This is a genomic window from Algoriphagus sp., from assembly GCF_046296635.1.
Lineage (GTDB): Bacteria > Bacteroidota > Bacteroidia > Cytophagales > Cyclobacteriaceae > Algoriphagus.
Genome location: NZ_JBKBKZ010000004.1, coordinates 126711 through 151241, shown reverse-complemented (window position 1 = coordinate 151241; position 24531 = coordinate 126711). Strand labels below are relative to the sequence as shown.

At 41.3% G+C, this 24531-nt stretch carries 18 protein-coding genes; 9 read left to right on the top strand and 9 right to left on the bottom strand.

Translation table 11 applies throughout. The features are described 5' to 3' along the window. The first annotated feature begins 18 nt into the window (after window positions 1-18). Window positions 19-495 (top strand): nucleoside deaminase, encoded by a 477-nt coding sequence (locus ACK4HU_RS04960; protein WP_409803857.1) that lies wholly within the window; start codon window positions 19-21, stop codon window positions 493-495. 439 nt (window positions 496-934) lie between these two features. Here ACK4HU_RS04960 and tnpA read toward each other — a convergent pair whose 3' ends face one another. Together tnpA and ffh are read right to left on the bottom strand one after the other, a co-directional pair. After that, on the bottom strand, window positions 935-1396 hold the full coding sequence (gene tnpA, locus ACK4HU_RS04955; RefSeq protein WP_409803855.1) for an IS200/IS605 family transposase: 462 nt from the start codon (window positions 1394-1396) through the stop codon (window positions 935-937). A gap of 641 nt (window positions 1397-2037) precedes the next feature. Continuing rightward, window positions 2038-3378 carry a signal recognition particle protein gene (gene ffh, locus ACK4HU_RS04950; RefSeq protein ID WP_409803853.1) on the bottom strand — a complete coding sequence of 447 codons (1341 nt, stop codon included), beginning with the start codon at window positions 3376-3378 and terminating at the stop codon, window positions 2038-2040. A 389-nt stretch (window positions 3379-3767) separates the two neighbouring features. Here ffh and ACK4HU_RS04945 point away from each other — a divergent pair, with 389 nt between their 5' ends. The 4 genes from ACK4HU_RS04945 (at window position 3768) to ACK4HU_RS04930 (ending at window position 8326) form a co-directional block, all read left to right on the top strand. Continuing rightward, window positions 3768-4184: a hypothetical protein gene (locus ACK4HU_RS04945; RefSeq protein WP_409803851.1), complete on the top strand. Its 417-nt coding sequence runs from the start codon at window positions 3768-3770 to the stop codon at window positions 4182-4184. A gap of 471 nt (window positions 4185-4655) precedes the next feature. After that, a complete protein-coding gene (locus ACK4HU_RS04940; RefSeq protein ID WP_409803849.1) occupies window positions 4656-7070 on the top strand; it encodes a YfhO family protein in 2415 nt (804 codons plus the stop codon). Continuing rightward, the gene (locus ACK4HU_RS04935; RefSeq protein ID WP_409803847.1) at window positions 7057-7788 is read left to right on the top strand and encodes a class I SAM-dependent methyltransferase; all 732 of its coding nucleotides are present in this window, start codon (window positions 7057-7059) and stop codon (window positions 7786-7788) included. Before ACK4HU_RS04940 ends, ACK4HU_RS04935 begins: the two co-directional genes overlap by 14 nt. Window positions 7789-7798: 10 nt before the next feature. Continuing rightward, window positions 7799-8326, top strand: a complete 528-nt coding sequence (locus ACK4HU_RS04930) for a peptidylprolyl isomerase (protein WP_409803845.1) — start codon at window positions 7799-7801, stop codon at window positions 8324-8326. Between the two features lie 325 nt (window positions 8327-8651). On the opposite strand, the gene ACK4HU_RS04925 is transcribed toward ACK4HU_RS04930, so the two are convergent. Then, window positions 8652-9611, bottom strand: coding sequence for an ABC transporter ATP-binding protein (locus ACK4HU_RS04925; protein ID WP_409803843.1), 960 nt, complete (start codon window positions 9609-9611; stop codon window positions 8652-8654). Window positions 9612-9790: 179 nt separating this feature from the next. Continuing rightward, on the bottom strand, window positions 9791-10135 hold the full coding sequence (locus ACK4HU_RS04920; RefSeq protein ID WP_409803841.1) for an MmcQ/YjbR family DNA-binding protein: 345 nt from the start codon (window positions 10133-10135) through the stop codon (window positions 9791-9793). A gap of 355 nt (window positions 10136-10490) precedes the next feature. Here ACK4HU_RS04920 and ACK4HU_RS04915 point away from each other — a divergent pair, with 355 nt between their 5' ends. The 3 genes from ACK4HU_RS04915 to ACK4HU_RS04905 all read left to right on the top strand — a co-directional run bounded on the left by ACK4HU_RS04915 (window position 10491) and on the right by ACK4HU_RS04905 (window position 13477). Then, complete coding sequence (locus ACK4HU_RS04915) at window positions 10491-11750, top strand: LVIVD repeat-containing protein (RefSeq protein WP_409803839.1); 1260 nt, start codon at window positions 10491-10493, stop codon at window positions 11748-11750. Window positions 11751-11805: 55 nt separating this feature from the next. Next, complete coding sequence (locus ACK4HU_RS04910; protein ID WP_409803837.1) at window positions 11806-12429, top strand: hypothetical protein; 624 nt, start codon at window positions 11806-11808, stop codon at window positions 12427-12429. Window positions 12430-12586: 157 nt separating this feature from the next. Next, entirely contained in the window at window positions 12587-13477 is an 891-nt protein-coding gene (locus ACK4HU_RS04905) for a sterol desaturase family protein (RefSeq protein ID WP_409803835.1), read from the top strand. Between the two features lie 202 nt (window positions 13478-13679). On the opposite strand, the gene ACK4HU_RS04900 is transcribed toward ACK4HU_RS04905, so the two are convergent. Further along, on the bottom strand, window positions 13680-13874 hold the full coding sequence (locus ACK4HU_RS04900) for a DUF6728 family protein (protein WP_409803833.1): 195 nt from the start codon (window positions 13872-13874) through the stop codon (window positions 13680-13682). 175 nt (window positions 13875-14049) lie between these two features. Between ACK4HU_RS04900 and ACK4HU_RS04895 the strand changes: the two genes are divergently transcribed. Further along, complete coding sequence (locus tag ACK4HU_RS04895) at window positions 14050-14472, top strand: 3-hydroxyacyl-ACP dehydratase FabZ family protein (RefSeq protein ID WP_409803831.1); 423 nt, start codon at window positions 14050-14052, stop codon at window positions 14470-14472. A gap of 64 nt (window positions 14473-14536) precedes the next feature. Here the strand turns inward: ACK4HU_RS04895 and ispG are convergent, their stop codons facing one another. The 4 genes from ispG to ACK4HU_RS04875 all read right to left on the bottom strand — a co-directional run bounded on the left by ispG (window position 14537) and on the right by ACK4HU_RS04875 (window position 24508). After that, window positions 14537-16519, bottom strand: a complete 1983-nt coding sequence (gene ispG, locus ACK4HU_RS04890; RefSeq protein WP_409803829.1) for a (E)-4-hydroxy-3-methylbut-2-enyl-diphosphate synthase — start codon at window positions 16517-16519, stop codon at window positions 14537-14539. 3 nt (window positions 16520-16522) lie between these two features. Beyond that, entirely contained in the window at window positions 16523-17227 is a 705-nt protein-coding gene (locus ACK4HU_RS04885; protein WP_409803828.1) for an SDR family oxidoreductase, read from the bottom strand. A 63-nt stretch (window positions 17228-17290) separates the two neighbouring features. Next, entirely contained in the window at window positions 17291-20755 is a 3465-nt protein-coding gene (locus ACK4HU_RS04880) for a hypothetical protein (RefSeq protein ID WP_409803968.1), read from the bottom strand. A 48-nt stretch (window positions 20756-20803) separates the two neighbouring features. Next, complete coding sequence (locus ACK4HU_RS04875; protein WP_409803826.1) at window positions 20804-24508, bottom strand: sensor histidine kinase; 3705 nt, start codon at window positions 24506-24508, stop codon at window positions 20804-20806. Between the last annotated feature and the right edge of the window lie 23 nt (window positions 24509-24531).

The following is a 24531-nucleotide window of genomic DNA, read 5'->3' as shown; positions in this document are numbered from 1 at the left end:
GATCACTATCTTTACCCCATGACCGAAATCCAAAAAAACTTCATGCGACAAGCCATCGAGCTTGCAAAAAACGGAATGAAATCCGGTAATGGAGGTCCATTCGGTTGTGTGATTGTCAAAGATGGAAAGATCGTGGGTCAAGGCTCAAATATGGTCCTGAAAACCAAAGACCCAACTGCTCATGCTGAGGTAGTAGCTATCCGAGATGCCTGCAAAACGCTAGATAACTTTCAACTGGACGAATGCGAATTATATACTTCCTGCGAACCATGCCCGATGTGTTTGGGAGCGATTTTTTGGGCAAGACCAGCGAAAGTGTTTTTTGCCTGCACCAAGAAAGATGCTGCCGACGCTGGATTTGATGATGATTTTATCTATCAAGAAATAGAGGTCACACCCGGCGATCGAAAAATCCCTATGATTTCACTGCTTCGGGAAGAAAGTCTACCCGCCTTTGAGCTTTGGAAGGAAAAGAGAGATAAGAAAGTCTACTGAGAAGCGAGATTTTAGAAGCAAGGAAAAAGTTAGAAGGCTAAAGTGTGAAAGCTGAAGAAGGGGTTAGGAAGTATGGAGGTTTGGATGTTAGGAGGCAGGAAGATAAACTTGGAAATCTGCTTGGTCTAAATCAAAAAACCCAGCCATCTCGAACTGATTTAAATTTTTTAAGAGGACGTAAACCGCGTAAATCGTACCCCGATAGCTATCTGGTCGAATGCCGTCATGTCCCAGCATCTCAGTAGGTAGGTTACCTTACCTTCGGATGAACCTAACTATGTCCCAGCGGGACAGCTGGTGGGTAATTTTCCCACGTTCCAGCGGAACTCATGTCCCATCGGGACAGCTCGTCGGTAACTTACCCCTATCCCAGCGGGACAGCTGGTGGGTAACATAATGATAACCAAGAAAACCCAGCGTTCCAGCGGAACGCTTGATACTATTTGAGATCTTCAAAAATGTATTGTTCCTCCCAATCCACTTCAAAGGCTTTCAAAAATGCTTTATACTCCGCAAGAAAGGTTTTTTTGCGATGATGCTCCTCTTGATTGATGATGTATCTAATGACTGTTGGAAGTTGGCTTTTTGCGTATGAAAATGCTCCAAAACCATCCTGCCAACGGAATTTTCCCTCACAGAAGTTATTTTCATTTATCCATTTACTGGTTTCTGATTTAATATTCTGGACTAAAGCAGAAAGTGCCTGATCAGGTCTTAATCCGATCAGCATATGAATATGATCAGGCATTGAATTGATCTGAAGCATCTTATGATTGTTGTTTTGAATCATTCCAGTAAAATATTGGTGAAGTCTCTCCTTCCAACTTGAATGGATTAAGGACTTTCTATACTTGACGGCGAAAATTAAATGGATGTGGATTTGTGTGTAGGTATTTGCCATGGCTGAAAAATTTTGTTTCTTCAATTTAATGATTTCGAAAAATATCACCAAACTTTCCTACGGAACGGATTTTACAATTGCATATCTAAGTTCAACCAACCCCACTTTCCGCTGGAACGATGGATCAGGAGTTGTGAATTTCTCCGCAAAAGGGCCAAGTTCAGATTCTAATCATCCGATAAGAATCCGCTTTCCTTGCTGACCCAAATCCCAACAGGATAGCTGGTCAGTAACAAAAACTACGGGTAAGAATTCGCTCTCATCTGCGACCCATGTCCCGGCGGGACATTTGGACGGTAACTTCCAAGTGAATACCGCAAACCAGCGTTCCAGCGGAACGCTTGGCGAAAACCCCTCTTTTCGTTTCTACCAAACGTTCCTACGGAACGACTCTCAAATCGACCCTCTCTTTGCTGCCAATCAGGCGTTCCGCTGGAACGAGAAACAAGTAGCAGTGAAGCCAAGAACAAGCTTCCTACTAAAAACCCATGTCCCAGCGGGACATTTGGTCGGTAACCTACCCATCAAATGAACATCCCGCGTTCCAGCGGAACGCTTGAGGAAAATGGCAAAAATAAACCCAGCCATCTCTGACTGGGTCTTAAAAATCCGAAATCGAAAATCCGAAATCTGAAATCTACTCATCTTCTTCCTCCACCTGGAGGCATCATTCTGCTCATCGCCTGCTTGGCTCCGCCCATTTTGTTCATTTGCTTCATCAGTTTACGCATGTCGTCAAACTGCTTCATCAAATTGTTTACTTCCACTATCGTCCTTCCGGAGCCATCGGCAATTCGTTTTCTTCTTCTTCCATCGATGATGTCAGGTTGCTGACGCTCTTTGGGAGTCATGCTTCGAATAATTGCCTCAATTGGCTTGAAACTATCATCATCAATATCCAACCCTTTCATGGCTTTGCCCATTCCCGGGATCATTCCCATGAGGTCTTTGATATTTCCCATCTTTTTCACCTGCTCGAGCTGGGAAAGAAAATCATCAAAATTGAAATTGTTTTGACGGATTTTGGCATTGATTCGCTTGGCTTCATCCTCGTCAAATGACTGCTGCGCACGCTCAACCAAGGAAATTACATCACCCATTCCGAGGATTCGCTGAGCCATACGGTCTGGATGGAAGACATCCAAATTTTCCATCTTTTCACCAGTGGAAATAAACTTGATCGGCTTATTCACCACGTGTCGAATCGAAATCGCCGCTCCACCTCGGGTATCACCATCGAGTTTGGTTAGTACAACTCCGTCAAAATTCAGTCTTTCGTCAAAGGTCTTCGCAGTATTCACCGCATCCTGACCGGTCATCGAATCGACCACAAAAAGTGTCTCAGAAGGGTTGAGGGCTTTTTTCAGTTCCTCAATTTCCTTCATCATTTGATCATCCACCGCAAGACGACCTGCAGTATCGACCACTACAGTCTTTTTGCCGGTTTTCTTAGCATATGCAATCGCATTGGTAGCAATCTGAAGGGCATTCTTATTTTCTGGCTCAGCATAAACTTCCACGCCGATCTGCTCACCCAAGACTTTCAACTGGTCAATCGCAGCAGGTCGATAAATATCGCAAGCTACCAACAGCACCTGTCTACCCTGTCGCTTCAGCAAGCTTCCAAGTTTTCCGGTAAAAGTGGTCTTACCCGAACCCTGAAGACCTGCGATCAAAATCACCGCTGGATCACCGCTCAGTTTAATATCGACTTTTGAGCCACCCATGAGCTTGGTGAGCTCCTCTTGGGTGATCTTGATGAGTAGTTGTCCAGGAGAAACTGAAATCAAAACATCTCTACCGAGTGCTTCATTTCGAATCGTATCGGTTACTTCTTTGGCTACTTTATAGTTAACATCGGCATCGATCAAGGCTCTTCTGATTTCCTTAACGGTGGATGCGACGTTGATTTCGGTGATTTTACCGGTTCCTTTCAGGGTTTTGAAAGCCCGGTCAAGCTTTAAACTTAAATTATCAAACATTCGGTTCTGCTTCTATTTGCTGCAAAAGTAGTGAATTTAAGGGTTTTTGGGAAGGTGATGTGTGGGAAATAAGTCGGAAGACCGAAGACCGAAGAAAAAAATGGTTGTCCGATGACCGATGACCAATGTCCGATGCCTTTTTGAGCACAATAATCGAGGTACCTATGGATCTGACGGTGTAAAAAAAGTAAGGCAATCAGGAAAAAAATACGGAAGGATTGATTCAAAAAAATCTGTGAAAGTCTGTGATTTTGATCAGTGGAAATCTGTGGGAACCAACCCACAGTAATGCAGTCTCCTGACTGCTTCATTAAATTACCTATTATTATTTGACGCAGTCTGAATCCCTCGCCATCAAAAACTAGTACTTTGCGTTAAATAGTCGAATTATGGCACATAGAATATCTTTAGTTCTAATTCTTATGATATTTTGGGGATGCTCTAAGAGAATTTCCTCAAAAGCGGTGATTGGGAGCTGGTGGTCTCTGCAAGAGGATTCTACTTATTTTGAAGTTTATATCAATGAAGAGCAGTTCGTTTTTAATCATGAATCTTATGGTCCGATTTATTACGAATATTTACTTGTAAATGACTCATTGTTCATTTCCGACAGACAAAAATCATCGGTAAAGAAGTGGAAAATTGTGGAAATTTCAGATTCCAAGTTAGTTTTTAAAAGCGATTGGGGAGAAATAGACCTACATATTATTCCTTTAGAAAAAACTTTTTTTGAGATACAATATGACAGCATTGGTTTTGTGAATTTTCAAGAAGAATTCATCAAAAGGTATTTGGAAAAAAGTTAGCGTCCCAAAACATTGTAACAAAAGGTATGCAGTCTTAGAATGCCTACAGTAAGTTAGATTTTCAATTGCAGGCCGAAAACTGCAATATCCTTGATCCAAGACTGAAGTTTTGAACCAATCCAAGCAACAGCTCCCTCTTGGCCAAAAGCTTCAGCTTTTCTCTGCGCTCTCAAAAAAAGCTGAAAAGTGAAATTAGGATTGAAGTTCAAATCAAGCCCAAGATATACCAAAAACAATCTCTCTCTCTTTTTCTCTGTGATAAAAAATTCAAAGTAAAAGCAGCCCACCTACCGGGAGGTAAATCTAAAGCCTGCATTATCCTTGATCCAAGTCTGAAGACTGGAACCAATGCGGTCTGTGCTTTTCTGTGCCATCTGTGAGAGATTACCAAAAATCATATCTTCTCGCTCTTTCCCATTAAATCCCTAATTTGCAGGCTTAATTTTGACGTAACGGAAATCAACCCTTTTCATGCAAATTAATTTTCAAAAGGACCTGCTTCCCCACCTATTGGGCATCGTTCTTTTTTATTTGATTGTAATCTTATATTTCTCACCGATGGTTTTCGATGGGAAAATCATCTTCCAAAGTGACATTCTCCAATGGGAAGGCTCCGCTAAAGCAGTCTTGGATCATCGGGAAGCCACAGGAGAACAAGCACTTTGGACCAACAGTATGTTTGGTGGAATGCCTTCATATTTTATCAGTTTGGAGTTTCCGGGTGATATTACCAATTCAGTTATCTCTGTCTTGACACTAGGACTTCCCCACCCGATCAATGGATTGTTTTTCGGAATGCTGGGGATGTATATTTTGCTTTTAAGCTTCGGAGTCCGACCAGTTTTCGCCATCGGCGGGGCGATTGCTTTCTCCTTTAATACCTACAATCTACTTTCCCTCGAAGCAGGCCACAATGCCAAAATCTGGGCTGTATGCCTGATTCCTTTGATTTTGGCAGGAATTCACATGGCTTTTGAGCGAAAAAGAATCCTTGGAGCCGCTTTGCTGGCATTGGGTCTTTTGCTCCAATTGAAATTCAATCACTTGCAAATCACCTATTATACATTAATCATCTCAGTGATTTATGTGGTGGTTCGGATGATTTTTGACTGGAAAAAAGAAGGTATTCCGGGACTTTCGAAGACAATCGGATTCTTGGTTCTTGGTGCTGTTTTGGCAGTTGGAGGAAATCTCGGCAGACTTGCCACGGCTTTAGAATACAGTCCCTACTCCACTCGTGGGAATTCAACTTTGGAGGCAAAATCTTCCGGTTTGGACAAAGACTATGCTTTTGGCTGGTCAAACGGAAAACTGGAAACGCTCACCTTATTGATTCCAGACTTTTATGGTGGAGGAAGCAATACGCCGCTGTTTAAAGATTCTGCATCCGAAAAAGCCCTTCGTGCACAAGGGATGGAAGTTGCTCAAATCAATGGATTTATTAAAGGTGCACCTACGTATTGGGGAGACCAACCTTTCACAGGTGGTCCGATCTACGGCAGTGTGACCTTAGTTTTTCTTGCCATTTTGGGGATTTGGGCTGCGCCAAAAGAGAGTCTGATCACCTTTGGAACGATCATCGTGCTATCGTTAATGCTGAGTTGGGGCAAAAACCTGTCGTGGTTCAATTACCTTCTTTTTGACATTTTACCTGGATACAATAAGTTTCGAGCCGTTTCGATGGCATTGGGTATGACACTTTTTGCGATCCCTGTTTTGGGAATGATCTCTTTGGAAAGATTAGTCCAAAAAAAGGAATTGAAACCCTTGCTGATTTCCGGAGGAATTGTCGGAGGATTGGTATTGATTCTTGCTGTGGCCTCAGGTGCTTTCTTCCGTTTTGAAGGTGCCGCAGATGCAAATTTTCCGGATTGGTTGGTGACTGCTATGAAAGCTGATCGCAAATCTATGCTTTCGGCTTCAGCTTGGAAAAGTTTAGCTTTTGTCGCATTAGCAGTTGGCCTAGTGTATTTCCACTTAAAAGGGAAAATATCTGATTTGATTCTTGGCATTGGATTAATTGCTTTGATCTCTATCGATGTCTGGACGATCAACCGACGCTATTTGAATGATGAGTCTTTTCAGGGAAATCCATCCCGTCAGTTTTTCGCAGAAACTCCAGCAGAAAAATCCATTGCTCAGGATCAAGGATATTTCCGAGTTTTGCCTTTGACAGAAGGCCTGACTCAAGGGGCGAGAACAAGTTACAGATTCAACAGCTTGGGAGGATATCATGGAGCCAAACTCCGACGCTATCAGGACCTGGTGGACAATCAACTTCAACCTGAATTACAAGAATTCATAACAAAAGCTCAGCAAGGAAACTTCGACTGGGAAGGCACTGGCATAATCAATATGCTGAATACCAAATATCTGATAGCCGGAGCAGAAGCCAATGCAGTTTTCGAAAATCCCGAGGCTAACGGTGCAGCTTGGGTTCCTTCTGAGATCATTATAGTTTCCGCCAATCAGGAGGAAATTGATGCTTTGGGAGAAATAAATACAAAAACCCAAGCAACGCTCAACACATCAGAATTTGGTCAAATCTCCGCAGGCTCGGGTCAGATTTCAATTACTTCTACCACACCTAATGAGCTAAAATATAAAGCTTCGATGAGCCAAGGCGGCTTGGCTGTTTTCTCGGAAATCTATTATCCTAAAGGATGGACCGCTACAATCAACGGCAAGGAAGCGCCTATCTTACGCGTGAATTACCTACTTCGAGGACTTGAAATTCCAGCTGGAGAACATGAAGTGATCTTCACTTTTGCTCCATCGAGCTTCTATGCGACCAAAACTCCGATGGTGATTTTCCAATATCTGATCGTCCTGACGTTGATCGCAGGGGTCTTTTTCACCTATAAAGAATCTAATGGAAAAGCCTAAAACAGATCAGAAAGAAGAAGTCGTAAGTTTCTACGACCAATTTGCAGAGAAGCAACAGAAAACGGGGATCAACTCCCGACATCTGAGCATTTTGGACAAAGTCAAAGCCGCGGGATTGAAGTCAAATCACAGCATCCTCGAAGTTGGTTGTGGCATTGGCACTGTCTCACATCTCTTGGCCACTCAAGTTCCAAATGGAGAAGTTTTGGCCGTGGACATTTCTCCAGAGAGCATTGAGAAAGCTAAAGTTCTCTGGAAATCACAGTCTAATTTGAGCTTTGAAGTATCGGATATGTCTGACTTTGATAAAAAGGGAAAAACCTTCGATTTCTTCGTCTTTCCAGATGTATTAGAGCATATTCCAGTCGATCAGCATTTTCGGCTTTTCCAAAACATTCAAAAACATTCGACTCCGGACTCGGTGATTTTCATTCACATCCCATCTCCTCGATATTTGCAATGGATGATTGAAAACGAACCTGAAAAACTTCAAGTGATCGACCAACCTTTGGATTCAGGAGACTTGATCAAAAACATTACAAACGCAGGTTTTTACTTGGAGAAGATGGAAACCTATTCCCTTTTCTTCGCAGAAAAAGACTACCAGTACTTTGTCTTTCGCGCAGCAAAACCATTAAAAACCTCCACCCCGCTCAGCAAGTGGACAGTTTTAAAAGAAAGAATGCTCATTCGCCTGAAATATGGCTTAACCAAATAAACCTTAACACATGGACATTAAAGAAAACGCGGTGGTAGGCCTTACCTACGAACTGAAAGTCAGTAAAACCGAAGACGATATTGAGTCAGCTCCATTCAGCGTGGAAATCAGAGATGAAGAAGATCCATTTTATTTCATTTTTGGGCAAAGCGGTCTTCCTGAGAAATTTGAGGAATTACTAAGCGGAAAAGAAGACGGAGAGGCATTCTCCTTTGTGATTTCTGTTGCGGATGCCTACGGAGAACCTGACGAGGAATTGCTCATTACACTTCCCAAAGAGCAATTTTCAGGTGAAAGAGGCTTCTCGCCGGAGATGCTAAAAGAAGGAGAATTTCTTCCGCTTATGGATGAAAACGGCTACAGCATGCAAGCAAAAGTCCTGAAGGATATGGGCGAAAATCTGTTGCTTGACTTCAACCATCCTTTAGTGGGTTTTGAATTGCACTTCGAAGGAAACATCATCGAGGTTCGGGAAGCTTCCAAAGAGGAACTCGCTCATGGGCATGTGCATGGGGAGCATGGGGAACATGAGGAATGAGTGATCAGTAAGCAGTCGCAGTTTTCAGTTTACAGAAACCATTAATGATTCCTGTTAAGAGTTGTAAAATGTGAATAGTAAGTAGTCAGTTGTAAGTGGATTACGGCTAACTACTTACTATTTTCTTCAACCTAATGATTTTTAGAACTCGGGTGAATTTACCGAGGTGATAAAAATCTTTAGCTTTTGACTTTGTGCACTTGAAAAGGACAGCTTTCAGTTTTTAATTTCAAGTAAACTAAAAAACTTTCTCACGGATGACTCAGATGTTCACAGATATCTTTTTTCTGTACTAATCTGTGTAATCTGTGAGCCTTTTAAAATATCAGGACTTCAGCATCAGCACCTTCTCCTCATCAAAATGGAGATAAACTCGATCCCCGACTTTATACTTTCTGAACGGATCATCGACTTCCCAGATTTGCCCTCCATTTTTCAGTCGAATTTCTAAAGAATTATAGTGCACTAGAAATCGCTGGCTCACGACATGACCAAGTATTTCACCTTTGGTTCGAAGCCTGACATCAGCAGGGCGGATATAGGAATTAAATCGATCAGGAATCAGGTTGATCGGAGAAAAAAGCCGAGCCACATATCGAGTTTTAGGGTGCTCGCAGAGTTCCTGAGAACCTCCTTTTTGGACAATTTTTCCTTTTTGCAGGATAATCAGATTGTCGGTTAAGCGCAATGCATCATCCAAATCATGGGTCACAAAAACAACTGTTGTTCCCATTTCAAGAAAAGAATCCTTGAGTTCGGCGATCAGTTTATGCTTTTGAATCGAATCCAAACTACTGAATGGCTCATCGAGCAAAAGCACATCAGGCTCAACAGCAAGTGCCACTGCAATCGCTACCTTTTGCTGTTGCCCTCCACTGAGTTGACGAGGATGACGCTCTTTCAGGCCTTCGAGCCCCAAGTCAAACAGTAAACGATCCACTCGATCACGTGCATAGTTCTTGTCATAATTCAGCAAAGGCCTGAAAATATTCTCTTCAACAGTAGAATTGGGATGAAGTTGATAATCTTGATGGATCAACTTGATCTCGTCATATCCAGGGACAAGCTTTTGAGCAGGGTTTTCGATTTGTCGATCTTTTAGCCAAACCTCACCTGTACTTTGGGTTTCCAAGCCGGCCATGATTCGAAGTAGCGTGCTTTTACCGGATCCGCTTTCCCCGACTATGGCTAGAAACTGCCCTTTTTCCAATTCCAAGGAAAACTCCTGTAAAGCGATAAGCGAGTCGTAGGATTTGGAAACTTGTCGGATGGAGAAATAGGACATGGGGATTTATGATTTACGATTTTCGATTTACGAGGCATGTGGCAAAAATTAGCTAAAAAGGGTAGATGTTGTTCTTTTCTCTTAGTTGAATATGGATTCGGTTTTTCTTTTCATACAAATGACAGGCGGAAACAGCGCACTGCAAACTTAACCTGAAAACTGATCACTGTAACTGCCTACTAAATCCCTTCTCTCACCTTCTTAGGTAAAGAACTTTTAATCAACTCATAGCTATGAATCGCTAATTCCAAAATCAGGGGATCGGGAACATTACCACTGACGCTGACCGAATTCCAAAGCTTTTTATTCATGTGGTACCCTGGCGTAATTCCGTCATATCGCTCCCGCAATTCGATGGATCTTTCCGGATCACATTTCAAATTGACATATTCAAATACCTCCATATCCATAATCGCAAAAATCTTCCCTCCTACTCTAAAGCAAAGTGTCGTGGGATCAAAGGGGGTGTCTTCCGTTACTCCTGGAAGTGAAAGGCAATGATTTCTAAAAAATTCGAGTGTCATTAGATGGTGAGTTTATTAGGCCATTTTGGGAAAATATTTTTTTACGCTATTCTGTATGTAGGCGAATTTTCTTAGTTTAAGGATTGGAGGACCGGAGACCGAAGAGGGCCTGAAAATTAGATTTTGAGCCTATTTCCGAAATTCATTTTACTCTATAGTCAAAGAAGCGAATTATTGTATTGACAAATTAAAGAAAAAACAAACTTTGATACTTTTGAAAGGAAATAAATTGCCGCACTAATATTTTACAAGGACTTAAATAAATTTGATTTTTTTCTAGTTTCTTGTAGCAAGTCATTGTTTTCTTCCGTCTAAAGATTGATCTTATTTTTTTTCAACCAAAAAAAGTAGCCTTATGAAGAATCTGAACTCTGTTTTCGTCTCTTTAATCGTCCTGATTTCAGCAATTATGTTGAATTCCTGCCAGGACGAAGTCACCACAACGCACACGTATCGGGCGATGGTACCTGTTTACCTAAAGATGAGCGATGTCCGGGCAAGAACTATTGTGATTGAACCTGGTCAAGAACTTGAAAATCCCGGTAAAATCTATCTCTACGGGAATTACCTTCTCATAAACGAGCCTCAAGAAGGCATCCATATTCTTGACAATACCAATCCGGCTTCTCCTGTCAACCTCAATTTCATTCCAATCCAAGGGAATGTGGATTTGGCAGTAAACAACAACATGCTATATGCTGACAACTTTGTAGATCTACTGGTATTTGACATCAGTAATATCCGATCAATCAAACTGGTGGAGCGAGTTAAAGATGTGTTCAACCACATGTACTCTTCTTCCGATACCGGTATTATTCTGACTTTCAAGGATTCTGTAATTACTTCGGAGTCACCATACGGATTTATGGGGCGAGGATTTTTTATGGCGGATTCAAGAGCAAGTTTTGCTTCCAATTTATCAGGTGCTGCGCAGAGTTATGGACAGGGCGGATCAATGGCGAGATTTACACTAATGAGTGGTCACTTATACGCCGTGGATGATTACAGCCTGCGGGTTTTTGATGTCAAGGCACCCTCAAATCCCAAACATGTCAAAAACATTGAACTAGGTTGGGGGATCGAAACTATTTTCCCTTTTCAGGAGAAACTCTTTATCGGGTCCAATTCAGGAATGCATATTTATGACGCCAAAAATCCCGGAAATCCGACGAAAATGTCGGTCTTTGAACATGTCAGAGCCTGTGATCCCGTGGTGGTCAATGAAAAATTCGCATTTGTCACCCTTCGAAATGGAAGAATGTGCTGGAACGGAGTGAATGAACTTCAGGTAGTGGATATTGCCGACCTTTATAAGCCTCGATTGGTGAAAGCTTATCCCATGCTCAATCCACATGGCTTAGCCTTGGCGGGTGATTACCTCTATGTAGCCGAAGGACAGCATGGGCTGAAAAGCTTCAACGTTGCTAATGTGATGGGCATTGATCAAAATCAACTGGAATTTCTAAAATCAATGAAATCAGTAGACATCATTCCTGGTCCTAAATCACTGATTGTGATCGGCCCGGATGGGGTTTGTCAGTTTGATTATAGTACACCTTCGAAGCTCAAACCACTTAGCTGCATCAATGTGAAAAATCCAGTTACAGTTCAATAAGGATCGCATAAACACTGCATAATTGAACTGCCTTGATAAAAATCCCAATCAAAAAATGATTTCTAGAATCTTGATTTTAGGTTTTTTATTTGTTGGTTTCCACCAATCCTTTGGACAGGATAGACCCTACTTCAATCAGACAGAAGTGGGTATCTTATTTGGAAATCCAGTGGATTACTGGGGGGATAATAAAAACAGAGTGAATTTTTCCCTGATCACTTTCCATGGAGCCATGATCTCAAAAAATCAAGCCTTAGGAGTTTCAGTTGGCTTAGACCAATACCAAACCCTTGCAGTATTTCCTATGGCATTGGGTTGGAGAGGTTTTCTGGGGAAAGAAAATAAGCCACAACTGATGGGAGGATTTGATTTTGGGGGAGGATTTGCTTTGCTTGAAAAAAAGGAAAAAACGGAATGGTACGAAAGTCAGTTTCGGGGTGGCCTACTCGTCAGTCCGTCCATCGGAGTGAAGTTACCTTCCAATAAAGGTAAAAAAACGGCCCTTACTATGAGCTTGGCGTACAAAAGGCAGGAATTGGAGTTTTTTACCGGATACTTTGAATTCAATCCCACCCCAAGGCCATTTACCAGCACAAGCCTTCCGTCAGGATACAGTTCTGTCACAGAAACATCCTATTTGTTTCACAGCTTGGTGGCGAGAATGGGGTTTATTTTCTGAGAATTACCTGCTTAGATTTGGTTCAAACCATTTCACAGCATTGTGAAAGTAGATTTTATCGATTACTTCTTTTGGTAACTTTAGCATTTGAAAAAATATTACGCTAAACAAGCGTCTTCTTCAAGTGGTTTACATGAAGTATATTCATATTTGACTAATGGAAAAATACTTTAAGGTGATTGCGGATGCTTATTATGGTTATGGCAGTTACCTCCTAAATGAAATCCTAAATCCAAGCTGGCACAACTACTTTTATTGGTTGGTCGCTGCTTCTTTGTTGATTTGGATTTTGGAATTGGTTTTTCCTTGGAGAAAAGACCAACCTGCCATCCGACAGGACTTTTGGATGGACTTGTTTTACCTCTTTTGGAATTACTTCCTCTTTGCGCTCATTGCCTATAATGCACTTTCCATGGTTGCAGTGGAGCTTTTCAATGATTTCCTCGGTCTTTTTGGTATTTCAAATCTGGTTGCGATACATGTTGATACCTGGCCTTTTTGGGCTAAAATAGTTTTGATTTTCATCGTTCGTGACTTCATGCAGTGGAATATCCATCGCATGTATCATCATGTGGGTTGGATGTGGGAATTTCACAAAGTCCATCATAGTACCAGACAAATGGGTTTTGCTGCCTTGCTTCGTTTTCACTGGATGGAAAATGTGATTTATCGAACTTTGGAATATTTACCACTTGCAATGATTGGTGTGGGAATCACCGACTTTTTTATCGTTCATATTTTCACTTTGGTCACAGGACAAATCGGGCATGCTAACCTAAAAATCCCACTTGGCCCATTCAAGTACATTCTAAACGGTCCACAGATGCACCTTTGGCACCATGCACGTAATTTACCCGAGTCTCATCCAAATGGCTTCAATTACGGGATTACTTTGAGTGTATGGGATTTTATTTTCCGAACTAACTATTGGCCATCCGACGATGAAAATCTACCAGTTGGGTTGCCGGATGAAGATCATTTCCCTGAGGATTTTATAGGGCAAAACGTTGAGCCCTTTCAACGGATTTTTGGAAAAAAGAAAAGCTGAATAAATAGACAGAAGACGGGATAGCGAAGACAGAAGTATTCTAACCTCTGACGTAATAAAGAAATTTAAGGTATTGATACTTACTTTTATGATGGCTGATAGTTAGAGAAAAAAATTGCGAGTTAAATTCAATAGTCACAGGCTCACTGTGGTGAACTTAATATTTTTTTTTTGGCAGTTGTGAAAGTAGAAGTAATACTGCTTAGATAAATCGCTTGATCGTCCAGAAAATGACAGCGAAAAGGAAAACGATAATGGAGATTTTGTTGATTCCATGCATCATCCTCAAATTGACGTTAGTTGGTTTGTTTGGATCTGGCTTTTTGAAGATGTTCAAGAAATAGTTTCCCACCTCACCCAACTTGAAGAATTCTTTGACTTTGCTGTTTTCTGACATGATCATTTATTTATTACTCTTTCAACTGGTTGAAGAATTGAATGGTTCAAGAAAACTTTCAAAAGTACCCTTGCAATCAATTCTCTAATTTAGAAAAAGGATTTTCATAATTTATACGATTGGAATACAGGCTAAAAATGCTATTTTCATTCTTAAACTCCTGCTGAATTCGACTATGAACATTCAATCATCGAATATAACTGATTTGCTTCCTCACAGAGATCCATTTCTATTTGTTGATAAAATTGTTTCATCAACTGAAAAAGAGATTATTGCAACAAAAGTTTTTTCCAAAAAAGATGCTTGGCTAAAAGGTAGTTTTCCTGAATCTGGATTTATTCCCGGAATGATACTAGTTGAATCTATGGCTCAATGCGGAGGAGCAGGAATCAAACTTTTGGGAATAGCTGAAGGTATATTCGCTTTGACCAGTATTGAAAATGTTCAATTTTTTGCAGGAGGACTTTATCAGAAAAAGATTAAATACATTATTGAAAACCAGAGAATCAGTAGCAATATCATAAAGCAGTCAGGCACTGCATTAATGGGTAAGAAAAAACTGATGACAGCTTCATGGATGAGTGTAAAAGTGAGATAATTTATTCAAACCCATTATCCCCAGGAATTCTTGATTCTTGTGTCTAAAGTCTTGAATCTCGAAATTAAATCGTCTCCGGCTCATTCCACATCCCGTCTTCCTTGATGATATTAATGAGCTCGTCGACAGCTTTTTCAGACGGGACGGACTTTTTCATCACTTCCTTTCCTTTGTAGAGTGTGATTTTTCCTTTGCCCGAACCTACATAGCCATAGTCCGCATCTGCCATTTCACCTGGTCCATTTACAATACAGCCCATGATTCCAATCTTAACACCTTTCAAGTGATCTGTTCGCTTTCTGATCATTGCAGTGGTTTCTTGCAAATCAAACAGCGTTCGGCCACAGGAAGGACAGGAAATATATTCAGTCTTCGACATCCTCGTTCTCGCAGCTTGAAGGACTCCGAAACTGACCGAATTGTGCAATTTGATCTGATCCAAAATTTCCTGACGGGAGTGATCGGCTTCTTTCTCCAAAGACATCAAAACCCCATCTCCCAAGCCATCAATCAGTAATCCTCCGACATCTGTGGCAGCATAAAGCGTGGTGGAATCAGCCGACTGATCCGGGTAGCTTACTTTTAAAACGACTGGAACGTCAGATTTAGCTTCCAAAAGATTTACAAAGGCTCTTCGCAAAGCAGGCATTGAGTGAGTGTTATCCGTTTTGAGGATCAAGACCACATCCTTTCTCACTGAAATCACAGGAATTGCCGCTTCCATTTCAGTGTCGGAGATCTCCAGGAAATTCAGTTCGGAATGGAACCTTCCAGCGATTTTAAATTCCTCCAAAGTGAATAACGGGAACTTATTGACCGAGTCAACGGCATTTTGCCAAACAGAAAAATTCTGAATTTCCTTCATGCCATTTGGAAGCATGAAAGGAATCGGATTGGATCCGGAATACACAAAATCACAACCCTGATCGTTCATTTTCCACTTGTCCAGTTCAGGCAAATAGAAATGACCCACAACTTTCATCTCTCTGTCAGTTACTTTTTCGATTTTCGAGATATCAGTAATTACTCTTGGGACATTATGTCCTCCAAAATTGTAGATTTCAGAGACGTGTCGCTTATTGTATTCGAAAGGAGTAATCGGATAATGAGGTATTTCCGCAATCGGAGAGTGAGCTTTTCTACCAGTATATCTGTCAATCAAAGCCTTGGCAACGGGGGCTTCAAACTCCGGATCCTCGGTCAAAGACACCCTAACTGTATCTCCTAAACCATCCTCAAGTAAGGTTCCGATTCCTACCGCAGATTTAATTCGTCCATCTTCAGCTTCGCCTGCTTCAGTTACACCCAAGTGCAATGGATATGGTTTGAATCCACCTTCGTTCAGTTTTTGAACCAACAATCGGTAAGCCTGAACCATCACTTGCGTGTTGGATGACTTCATCGAAATGACGATGTCATGATAGTTTTCGTCCTCACAAATTCTCAAAAATTCAAGTGCCGATTCCACCATTCCAAGTGGAGTATCGCCATAGCGACTCATAATTCGATCGGAAAGAGAACCATGATTCGTTCCGATCCGCATCGCTGTTCCATTCTCCTTGCAGATTTTTACCAGTGGTAAAAAGCGATCTCTGATCCTATCCAACTCATCTGCATAGCTGGCATCAGTATAGTCTATGACTTCAAATTTCTTTTTGTCGGCGTAGTTTCCGGGATTAATTCGGACTTTTTCGACAATCCTGGCTGCCAATTCCGCAGCGTTTGGTGTAAAGTGAATATCTGCAACAAGTGGCGTTTGATATCCTCTTTTGCGCAGCTCAGCCTTAATATGTCTTAAATTTTCAGCCTCCTTAATACTTGGAGCAGTAATTCTGACCAATTCACAACCTGACTCAATCATCCGAATGGATTGCTCAACGGAGCCGATAGTATCCATCGTATCGATCGTAGTCATGGACTGCACCACGATGTGATTGTCACCACCAATGGTGATATCTCCGACTCGGACTGGAATCGTTTTTCGTCTGGAATAGCTGGTCAGGCTATCGCAATACAGGGAATCGAGGGATTTGATCAGTGACTCCATAGCTTATAAATCTCCTAGTTGAGGGCGGATAATTACTTCTTCAACAACAGTTTGCGGGGAAAGGTTAAATGCGCCCCATACGCTTTCCGCGACATCTTCGGCTCGAATAAATCGCTCCTCAGGCAGATCCACACCTTCCCAACTTGCGGTAAAGGTCGCGCCGGGAAGTATGGAAGTTACCTTAATTTGATGAGGTTTAAGCTCTTCTCGTAGGCACTTTGTCATACCAAGCATCGCCCATTTAGTGACGGCGTAGGTTCCTCCATTAGGATATGCTGTCAAGCCTGCGATCGAACCCATGCTAAAAATATGTCCTGATCGGCGAGCAATCATGTCATTGACAAATGCTCGGGTCAAGTAATAGGCTGAAAATAGGTTGGTATGCATCATAAACTCAAAATTTCCCTCAGGCTCATTGTGAATGGATCCCGGAAGAAAAATCCCGGTATTATTCACCAAAACGTCTGGAAGGCCAATCGCTTTCACTGCATCTGAAAATTTGATTACTTCTTCTTTTTTTGAAAGATCAGCAGGCAAAGCCAAAACTTGAATGCTCGGATATTTCTTTTCCAAATGAGCTTTTAAGCTTTCCAAATCCTTTTCGCTGCGGGCACAAGTGAAGATATCAAACCCTTCCTTTGCAAATCTCTCGATAATCGCTCTTCCAATACCTTTTGTGCCTCCGGTGACGAGGATACTTTTGCTCATTTTGTTCGTGTTTTAATAGTTAGTATGACAACTATCTATGGCGAGCAAAGTTACATTAATTTATCAAAACAGTGCCGAGACTTGCATTCGACCGACGTGAACTATTCGATCGAGACCCTGAGAATTTCGCCCCTCGTAGACAAGATTGAGTTGAAGTCCTTCTCCGATCTTTTGAAGCCAATTTAATGACCAAGTCAGATTGGTGCCCCGAGTTAAGGCCTGAAGCATCTCATAACCCACCGGGGAGTTTATTTCTCCGTTGTAGTCGATTTGGATCAATCTGAGATTACCAGTCAAAGTGGTTTTGATTGCTTTTGCGTAGCGCATATCCAGCCCGATCTGATGAGTTTGAGCTTTTTCATCAAACACTTCATTCTGGGTATTTTCTTTTCCCGTAAAAGAATAAGATCCCGTGGTCCTGAAAAAAGGTGTTGGCTGCCATGCCAACTCAGGACCTATGGTAGTTTGTTGGATGGTATAGTTTCGATTATCGAGAAAGTCCGAAGCTGAGGTTCTGTTTCCTGTACTTCCAATGATCCTCAGCGTAAGTACAGAATTGAAATTGTAGCGGGTATTTAGTTTCCAGTCTTGTTGAATCTGATCCTCGAAGCCTCCTGAAAGCAATTGTTTGAGTTGAGAATCAAAGAGCGAAAGATCAAAGCCATACTTTGCTGAGGCTCGATTGAAGAAGAAACTTGTTCTAAGAATTTGTCGCAATGAAAGGATCTGATCCCGATTGATTGATCCGATAAATGGATTAACCCGATCCAGAAAATCATCGGACGTCACCTTTTTTTCGACACTGAGACTGGTGGTATTGGAGAATTTGTGGAGAAAAGCTAAAAAGCCACCTGCCTCTTTCCAAGATTCCGGCAGCCGAGCTTGAATCCGATAATTCAGCAAACTTGTGTACGCTTGGACGTAGGTGTCGGTCGGAACAAAAATCTTGATATACTGCTTTTCTTCCGGATTGATGGCAATGTAAAACTCATTAAGCTGCTGTATGCCGTCGCCATTATCATCCCTCCAAGTATGCGTGCCGTCGCCATTGGGTGCCGGAAGAAAGACAAACTCCCGCTGAAGTTCCCGTCCATTTCCAATGGCATAACTGATTTCATTTCGGATGAGATTTTTCCCTAAACTTCCTGAATAGTCTACTTTCCCCATCACCGTCAATTCAGTAGGCAGCTCACGCTGAAGAAATTCCAGCTCCCTGTAAGTGAAGGTACTGCTGAGATTATGTTGTGTCCACTGCTTTCTGAAAGTGAAATTGGAAGTAAAAGCACGTGTATCATCGAGCAGCCTCCCTCCCACCGGGGCCTTATCTTCTCTCCATGCGGCATCAACCAAAAAGGCATAACTCAGCGAATCATTACTTCGGAGATAAATCAAATGCTCCTTAAAATTCATTGCAGTACTGATCACGGAATCTGTATCGGTGTTTTTGAATGCATTTCGATCCAATGAAAACTGATAGCCGGGAACCAATATTTTCGATTGGTAGCTGACATTTCCCAGATATCTAATCCAGTCAGAAGTCAAAGTATCCTGATCACTTTTCAAGCTAAAATACTCCTGACGGAGCAAAAATCGCTTCCCTAATTCAGCGTTCCAGTTCGCAGTATGTTGCGAACCACTGAGCACGTTTTCACGATTTCGGAGGTAAAGCTTATAGTTGAATATGTTTTTGGCGTCTTTTTCCAACCCAATCTGAGAAAGAAAAAATCGCTCAGCAGCAGGTAATTTTAAGGTTTCGGGCGAGATCCCCCAGTCCCGGTCAAACTCAATGTATCGGAATCGATCGATAAAACTGAAGTTGGTCGAATTGTATTCAAATTCTGTCAAACCCTTGAACTTGTAGCCCTTGAAAAGCCCGATTTCCCGGTTTTCTGATTGCAGTCCAATCTTCCATCCGAGACCTTGATTATCTTCATCATCAAGCGAAGAGAACTGATTTTTATCTACTGATGAAAGTGCAAATTCAGTGTAAACTTTTTCGTATTGACCCAATTTAACCCGTGTCCCTGCCGTGGTCATCCGCTTACTATCCGGTGCTGCAAGCTGAGTCAAAATGGAATAATCGCCCTGTGGCTGACCACTGACTGGGGGCACGTATTGAAATACTGTCCCGTTGGAAAGTTGAGATGTCCGTCGATAATCACCTTGGTTGGCACCTACTTGGGAAAAGGAAAGCGCAAAACGTGCGAGTTCAGGATCAGTAGAATAACGGTAGTAGATTTGCGTATTTCCAAAATCATCTACCTCGATCACTTTTTCATAGAGGATTCTAGTGGGATCGAAAGCAACAGAGTCAATGCGCGGAATCACCGCATTTTCCACATTATCGCCAACCGAAGCCAAAAGCACCTGTTCCGCTTGGGTAAATTCTGTGAAAAGCGGACGGTTTCGATTGTCTTTTTCCTGGTAATAATTGACATAAAAATCGACTTTCCCATTCGTCTGCAGATGATTCGCTCCCAGAATAGAACGGGAATAATTGCGCTCCGCAAATTCAAAATCCACTCGAACTCGGGAATATTGTGTAATCAGGACTTTAGGAGTGAAAGTAATCTCGGCCTGATTGTAGTCGATGACATAGTCTGCATTGAAGCCTCGCTGCAGCTGCCTGCCGTCCAGAAATACCCGTTCGGAATTCGCCATAATGATAACGAATCGCTCATTGTTTGGTCCGCTGACTCGATATGGGCCAAGTACACCTTCCAAAATCGGCAATTGGATTGATGCGAATTTCCCTTTGGCCACTGAAACAAATCCCTGAGAACTCGCCTCCCAGCCTTCTTTTAGTTTGTATTTTGATGTGAATTGAAGTCCTTGGACGTTTTTATAGTATCTGAGAAATTCGGATTGCCGCTGCTGAAGTACGACATCTCCTGCTGCCAAGCTGAAATTATCATTGTACAGTTCGATCAGCACATTGTCAAAATCCTGAATCTGTTGCGTATTTCCTTCTGGTTGAAATGGGACATTTTGATCCGTGATACTTGCCCGGATTTTAAGATTTTCCCCGATATCTCCTTCCAATTGAAGATTCAAAGCCGAGTTGACGAACACATTTTGGGTATTACCAAAGGAAACTCCACGAGTCAAACTTCCTGTTTTGTATAGATTAGAGCTTGGAAAGAGCTCCTCACGAATATCAAAGTCAGGGATGTTTTGAACCCGATTATCCTTGAAGATGGCAGTAGAGTCATAATCTGCATCTAATGTTCGCTTCGCAAAAGTCTGATCCAACCTGAAAGCTAAGTTTCGGTAGCACACTTGGATGGAATCTGGCTTTGACTCAGTTCCAAAGCTGATCTGAAGGGTTCGGTCGGAAAGTTGGTATGAAAAAGGATAGGATTTACCAAGCTTATCGACCACTCTAATGCTTGATTCAATAGTGGAGAGGGAGTCCAGCTCGCGGGGAATTTCAAAATTATCAGCCGAAAACCAGCGGCATTTTTCTTGAGCTTGAGCTACTCCACTCAAACCAAAAAACATAAAGCAGGAAACTATCCAAACACGCATCAGATCTTTCGGCCCTTTTTCTTTTTTCAAGGTAATAAAAAGCCAAAACTATTCGACTAAAGGAAAAGTGAGATAGAAGGTAGTTCCTTTACCTATTGTTGTATCAAACCAAATTTTCCCACCTGCTGTCTCCACTCCACTTTTGGCTATTGCCAAGCCGAGGCCTGATCCTGTTGATTTGGTACTGAAATTAGGGATGAAGATTTTATCCTTCAACTCAGGGGGGATCCCTTTTCCATTGTCAGCTATTTCCAAAAACACAGATTGTTCAGTCATCCAAAGCCAAATTTTGATATGAGGGAAGACACCCGTATCAATTGCTTGGATACCATTGATGATAAGATTTGCGATCACACGCCCAAAAAGTTTATCATCTCCCATGATGATAATCTCATCGGTGTAGGAATCATCCAAAAAATCTATTTGAACTCGTTGATCATTTTTAAACAGTTCCAACACTTGCATCAGCACTGTTTTGAAGTTCATCAGCTCATTTTTTGGAAGTGGCATTTTTGCAAAAGTCGAGAAGGACGAGGCAATCCCACTAAGTGCATCGACTTGATGAATCAAGGTTTCAAGCGATTTGCGTAGCTTTTGCTGATCATCCAACTTCCCCTCCTTATCAAGCCGAAGCAGGTGCTGAAGGGTTAATTTCATCGGAGTGAGCGGATTTTTGATCTCATGCGCTACCTGTTTAGCCATTTCCCGCCAAGCGGATTCCTTTTCAGTAGAGGCGAGGACTTTCTTACTTGCTTCCAATTTGAAAAGCATATTGTTGTATTCGTTGACAAGGAGTCCGATTTCATCTTTGGAGCCCCAGTACATCGGTTCATTGTTTTCCAGATTTGTTGACTTTAGTTTTTGCGTTAGCAGTTTGAATGGTAGTGTCAAATTCTTGGAAACGAATGAAGATACAATCAGGAAAAGAATAAATATGACCACGAACGCATTGAAAATATTGCTCAAAACATCTGAAATCAAGGAATTTAACTCTGTCTCAGATTCGAAAAAGGGCACTGCCAGTATTCCGATATTCGACTGATCAATCTGAGAAGGCACAGCGAGATAAACTGTCTGGTATCGGAGCTTCCCGATTTTTTCATCCAACAAAAGCTGAATTTGGTTTTTCTCCATGATACCCGACATGGCGGAGGGATTGATCCAAGGGGATTGAATTTTTTTGTCGAAAATATTTGGGCGGTTGGTAGATTCCAAATATCCATCAGGAGTATACAGGTGGATATCACTGGCAATGGTATTGGCCAGAGTGTTGATCTCCTCGTTAAAAAGATCTCGGTCCACATTTCCGGGAATTTGGTTATTGAAAAAAACCGCAAGATTACTTCGAATCAAGCGAGCCTTTTCGATGTATTGCCGATTTAGATCATTTTGATAGCTATTTCCCAACAGGCCAATCGTGATGATGGAAATAATAATGATGGGGAAAAAGAAAGCAAAATTCAGATAAAGCTGAAGTTTGGTGGAGTAGTTAAATTCAAAATTTCGATAGCCTTTGAAAAGCGTATTCAGAAGGATCGCCAGGAAAGTCAAAAAAACAAAGGCTACAAAGAAGAGTGAAATGTTTCCAAAAAACTGTGAAAGAGAAATCGTCGGAGAGGTCAGAATGATTATTTCTTCGCCATTTTTCATCCCAAAATGATGAAATCCTTGGAAAAGAATTCCAGTCTCGTAAAGCTGATTTCGTTCTAGCGCATCGATAAAATCTGTTTGATTATAGTTGAAGGTACCTGAACTTCGAAGTAATTCATTATCCTTCAGGACCGCATAATCATAATTTAGCGGATCTAGTTTTTCAGCATATTTTCTATCCAACAGGAGCTTTGGATATACGCTACCGGGTTGCACACGAAGCTGATTCAGTTCCAGGTAGAGGGTTCCCAGTAAATTATCTTCCCGCAAAATTGGAATAATGGCCACAAACTTATTGCTGGCCGTGGTCTCTTTGCCACGGATAAAATACAGATCCCTTACACCAGTTGCAAAATCACTTTTAACATATTTTTGACGCAGTTCTTTTAAGTCTTCCCGATCGGTTGGACCTTGGATTTGTTGACCTGATGCTGAAAAAAGCCGGATAACCACCTCAAATTGGTCAAAGTAATTATCGAGGTAAATCTTCCGAATTTTCGTTTCTATTGGATCCTTGGATAGCAAAGGATCCACCATTCTGTTTTGAATAAACAGATCTTTTTTCACTCTGTTAAAAATATCACCTAGAAAAAATTCGGTCATTACATCATTTTCAATCAGGTTTTGATTTGCAAACCGAGTTTTGGAAAGAATGAGACGTTCTCTTTCGGATTGAAAAGTACTAAGCCCAATAATCCCTGCAGTAACCAAACAGGCATAGAAGAATGTTAAAAAAGTGTCTAGGCCTAGTCTGAAAATATTTTGAAACAACTCAAAACGAAGGATACTGAAAATGAAAATGAAATGGATCAAAAATGCAAGGCCTAACCAAAAATTGAAGTAAAAAGCGAGAATCAGAATTGGGACGCCAAAAGAAAGGATGTATTTATAGTAGATCCTTTTTTCTGTTTTTACACTAACCAAAAGACTGAATAGGGTTAGCGACAATAGTACGTAAACTGAGCCCCACAAAAACAAAATGATGATACTTAATCCCTTGAAAAGATCAAAAGTCGGTATGGACCGAATATCCAAAACCCACTGTGAATTAAAAATCAGGTCTCTGGGAAGCAACCAGACCAATGCAAAGAAAATAGTACTTAGAATTAATGAAAAGGCTAATCCTTGTTGGAAATATTTTTCTCTTTTTAGGATAATAGCCTGCTGAAATGACTTTTTGGAAGCAAGCTGAAAAATGATCAAGCCTAAAATAATTCCAAGGCAGGCCGTGTTTAGAAACAAGTCGCCCAAACTGGGATTTATCCAGGATGATGCATAATTAGTCGGGTCAAAAAGCGAAGTTTCAAAAAATCCACCCGGAAAATTGGACCATAACATGAACAATCTGATGGTAACTAAGACTAAAAAACCAAACCCTATAGTTTGCCAAGGTTGACCATTTTTCCATTTTCTTCTTAAAAAATCAAAACTCAATAAAATGTAAAGTAGAAAAAGGGAGCATATAAAAATCAACAAGGCGGTATTGGGTACTCTGCCAATTGGCTCATAGCCTAGTAGAAAACTGATTCCAAATATCTGTTTGCCTGAAACGGAAGTGACCTGGAAAGTCCCATCTAAAGGGTTTTCGAAAAGTTGAAATCGATCATTTTTGAAAAAATCTGGATTTGGACCGGTTTTAAGGAAATCATTTTCAATATTTCCCGGCCAGATCAACCGTAAAGCGTGCACCAAATAATAGTCAGTTGCATTTCGTTTGATCTTCCGAATCTTCAATACAAAAGTCCCGAAAGGATCTTCTAAAAGTTGAAATTCCTTATTTAAATCCAATTCCGAGAAATCAAGGGTGGTGGTGAAATCAGACCAGAAAAGTAATTTTCCCGAAGTATCCAATACAAAGAAAGTATGGGTGTGATCTGGACTGCTGACTTGCTCAAATGTGATGGGATCTTCGGGCCTGACCTCCATCAACACCCGAATGAAATCCTCGTCAAATTGTTTGTCTACATTATGGATTTTAGCTTGAACAGCTTCAAAATACTTCTCCTCTTCGCCTTTTTGAAACACGAAAAAATTAAGAACCAGTACAATAAGTAGTGAAATTACACTGACCAAGATGATCAGTCGTCGGGTTTTGAAGCTCATTTGTCCTAAAAATAAAAAAGCAA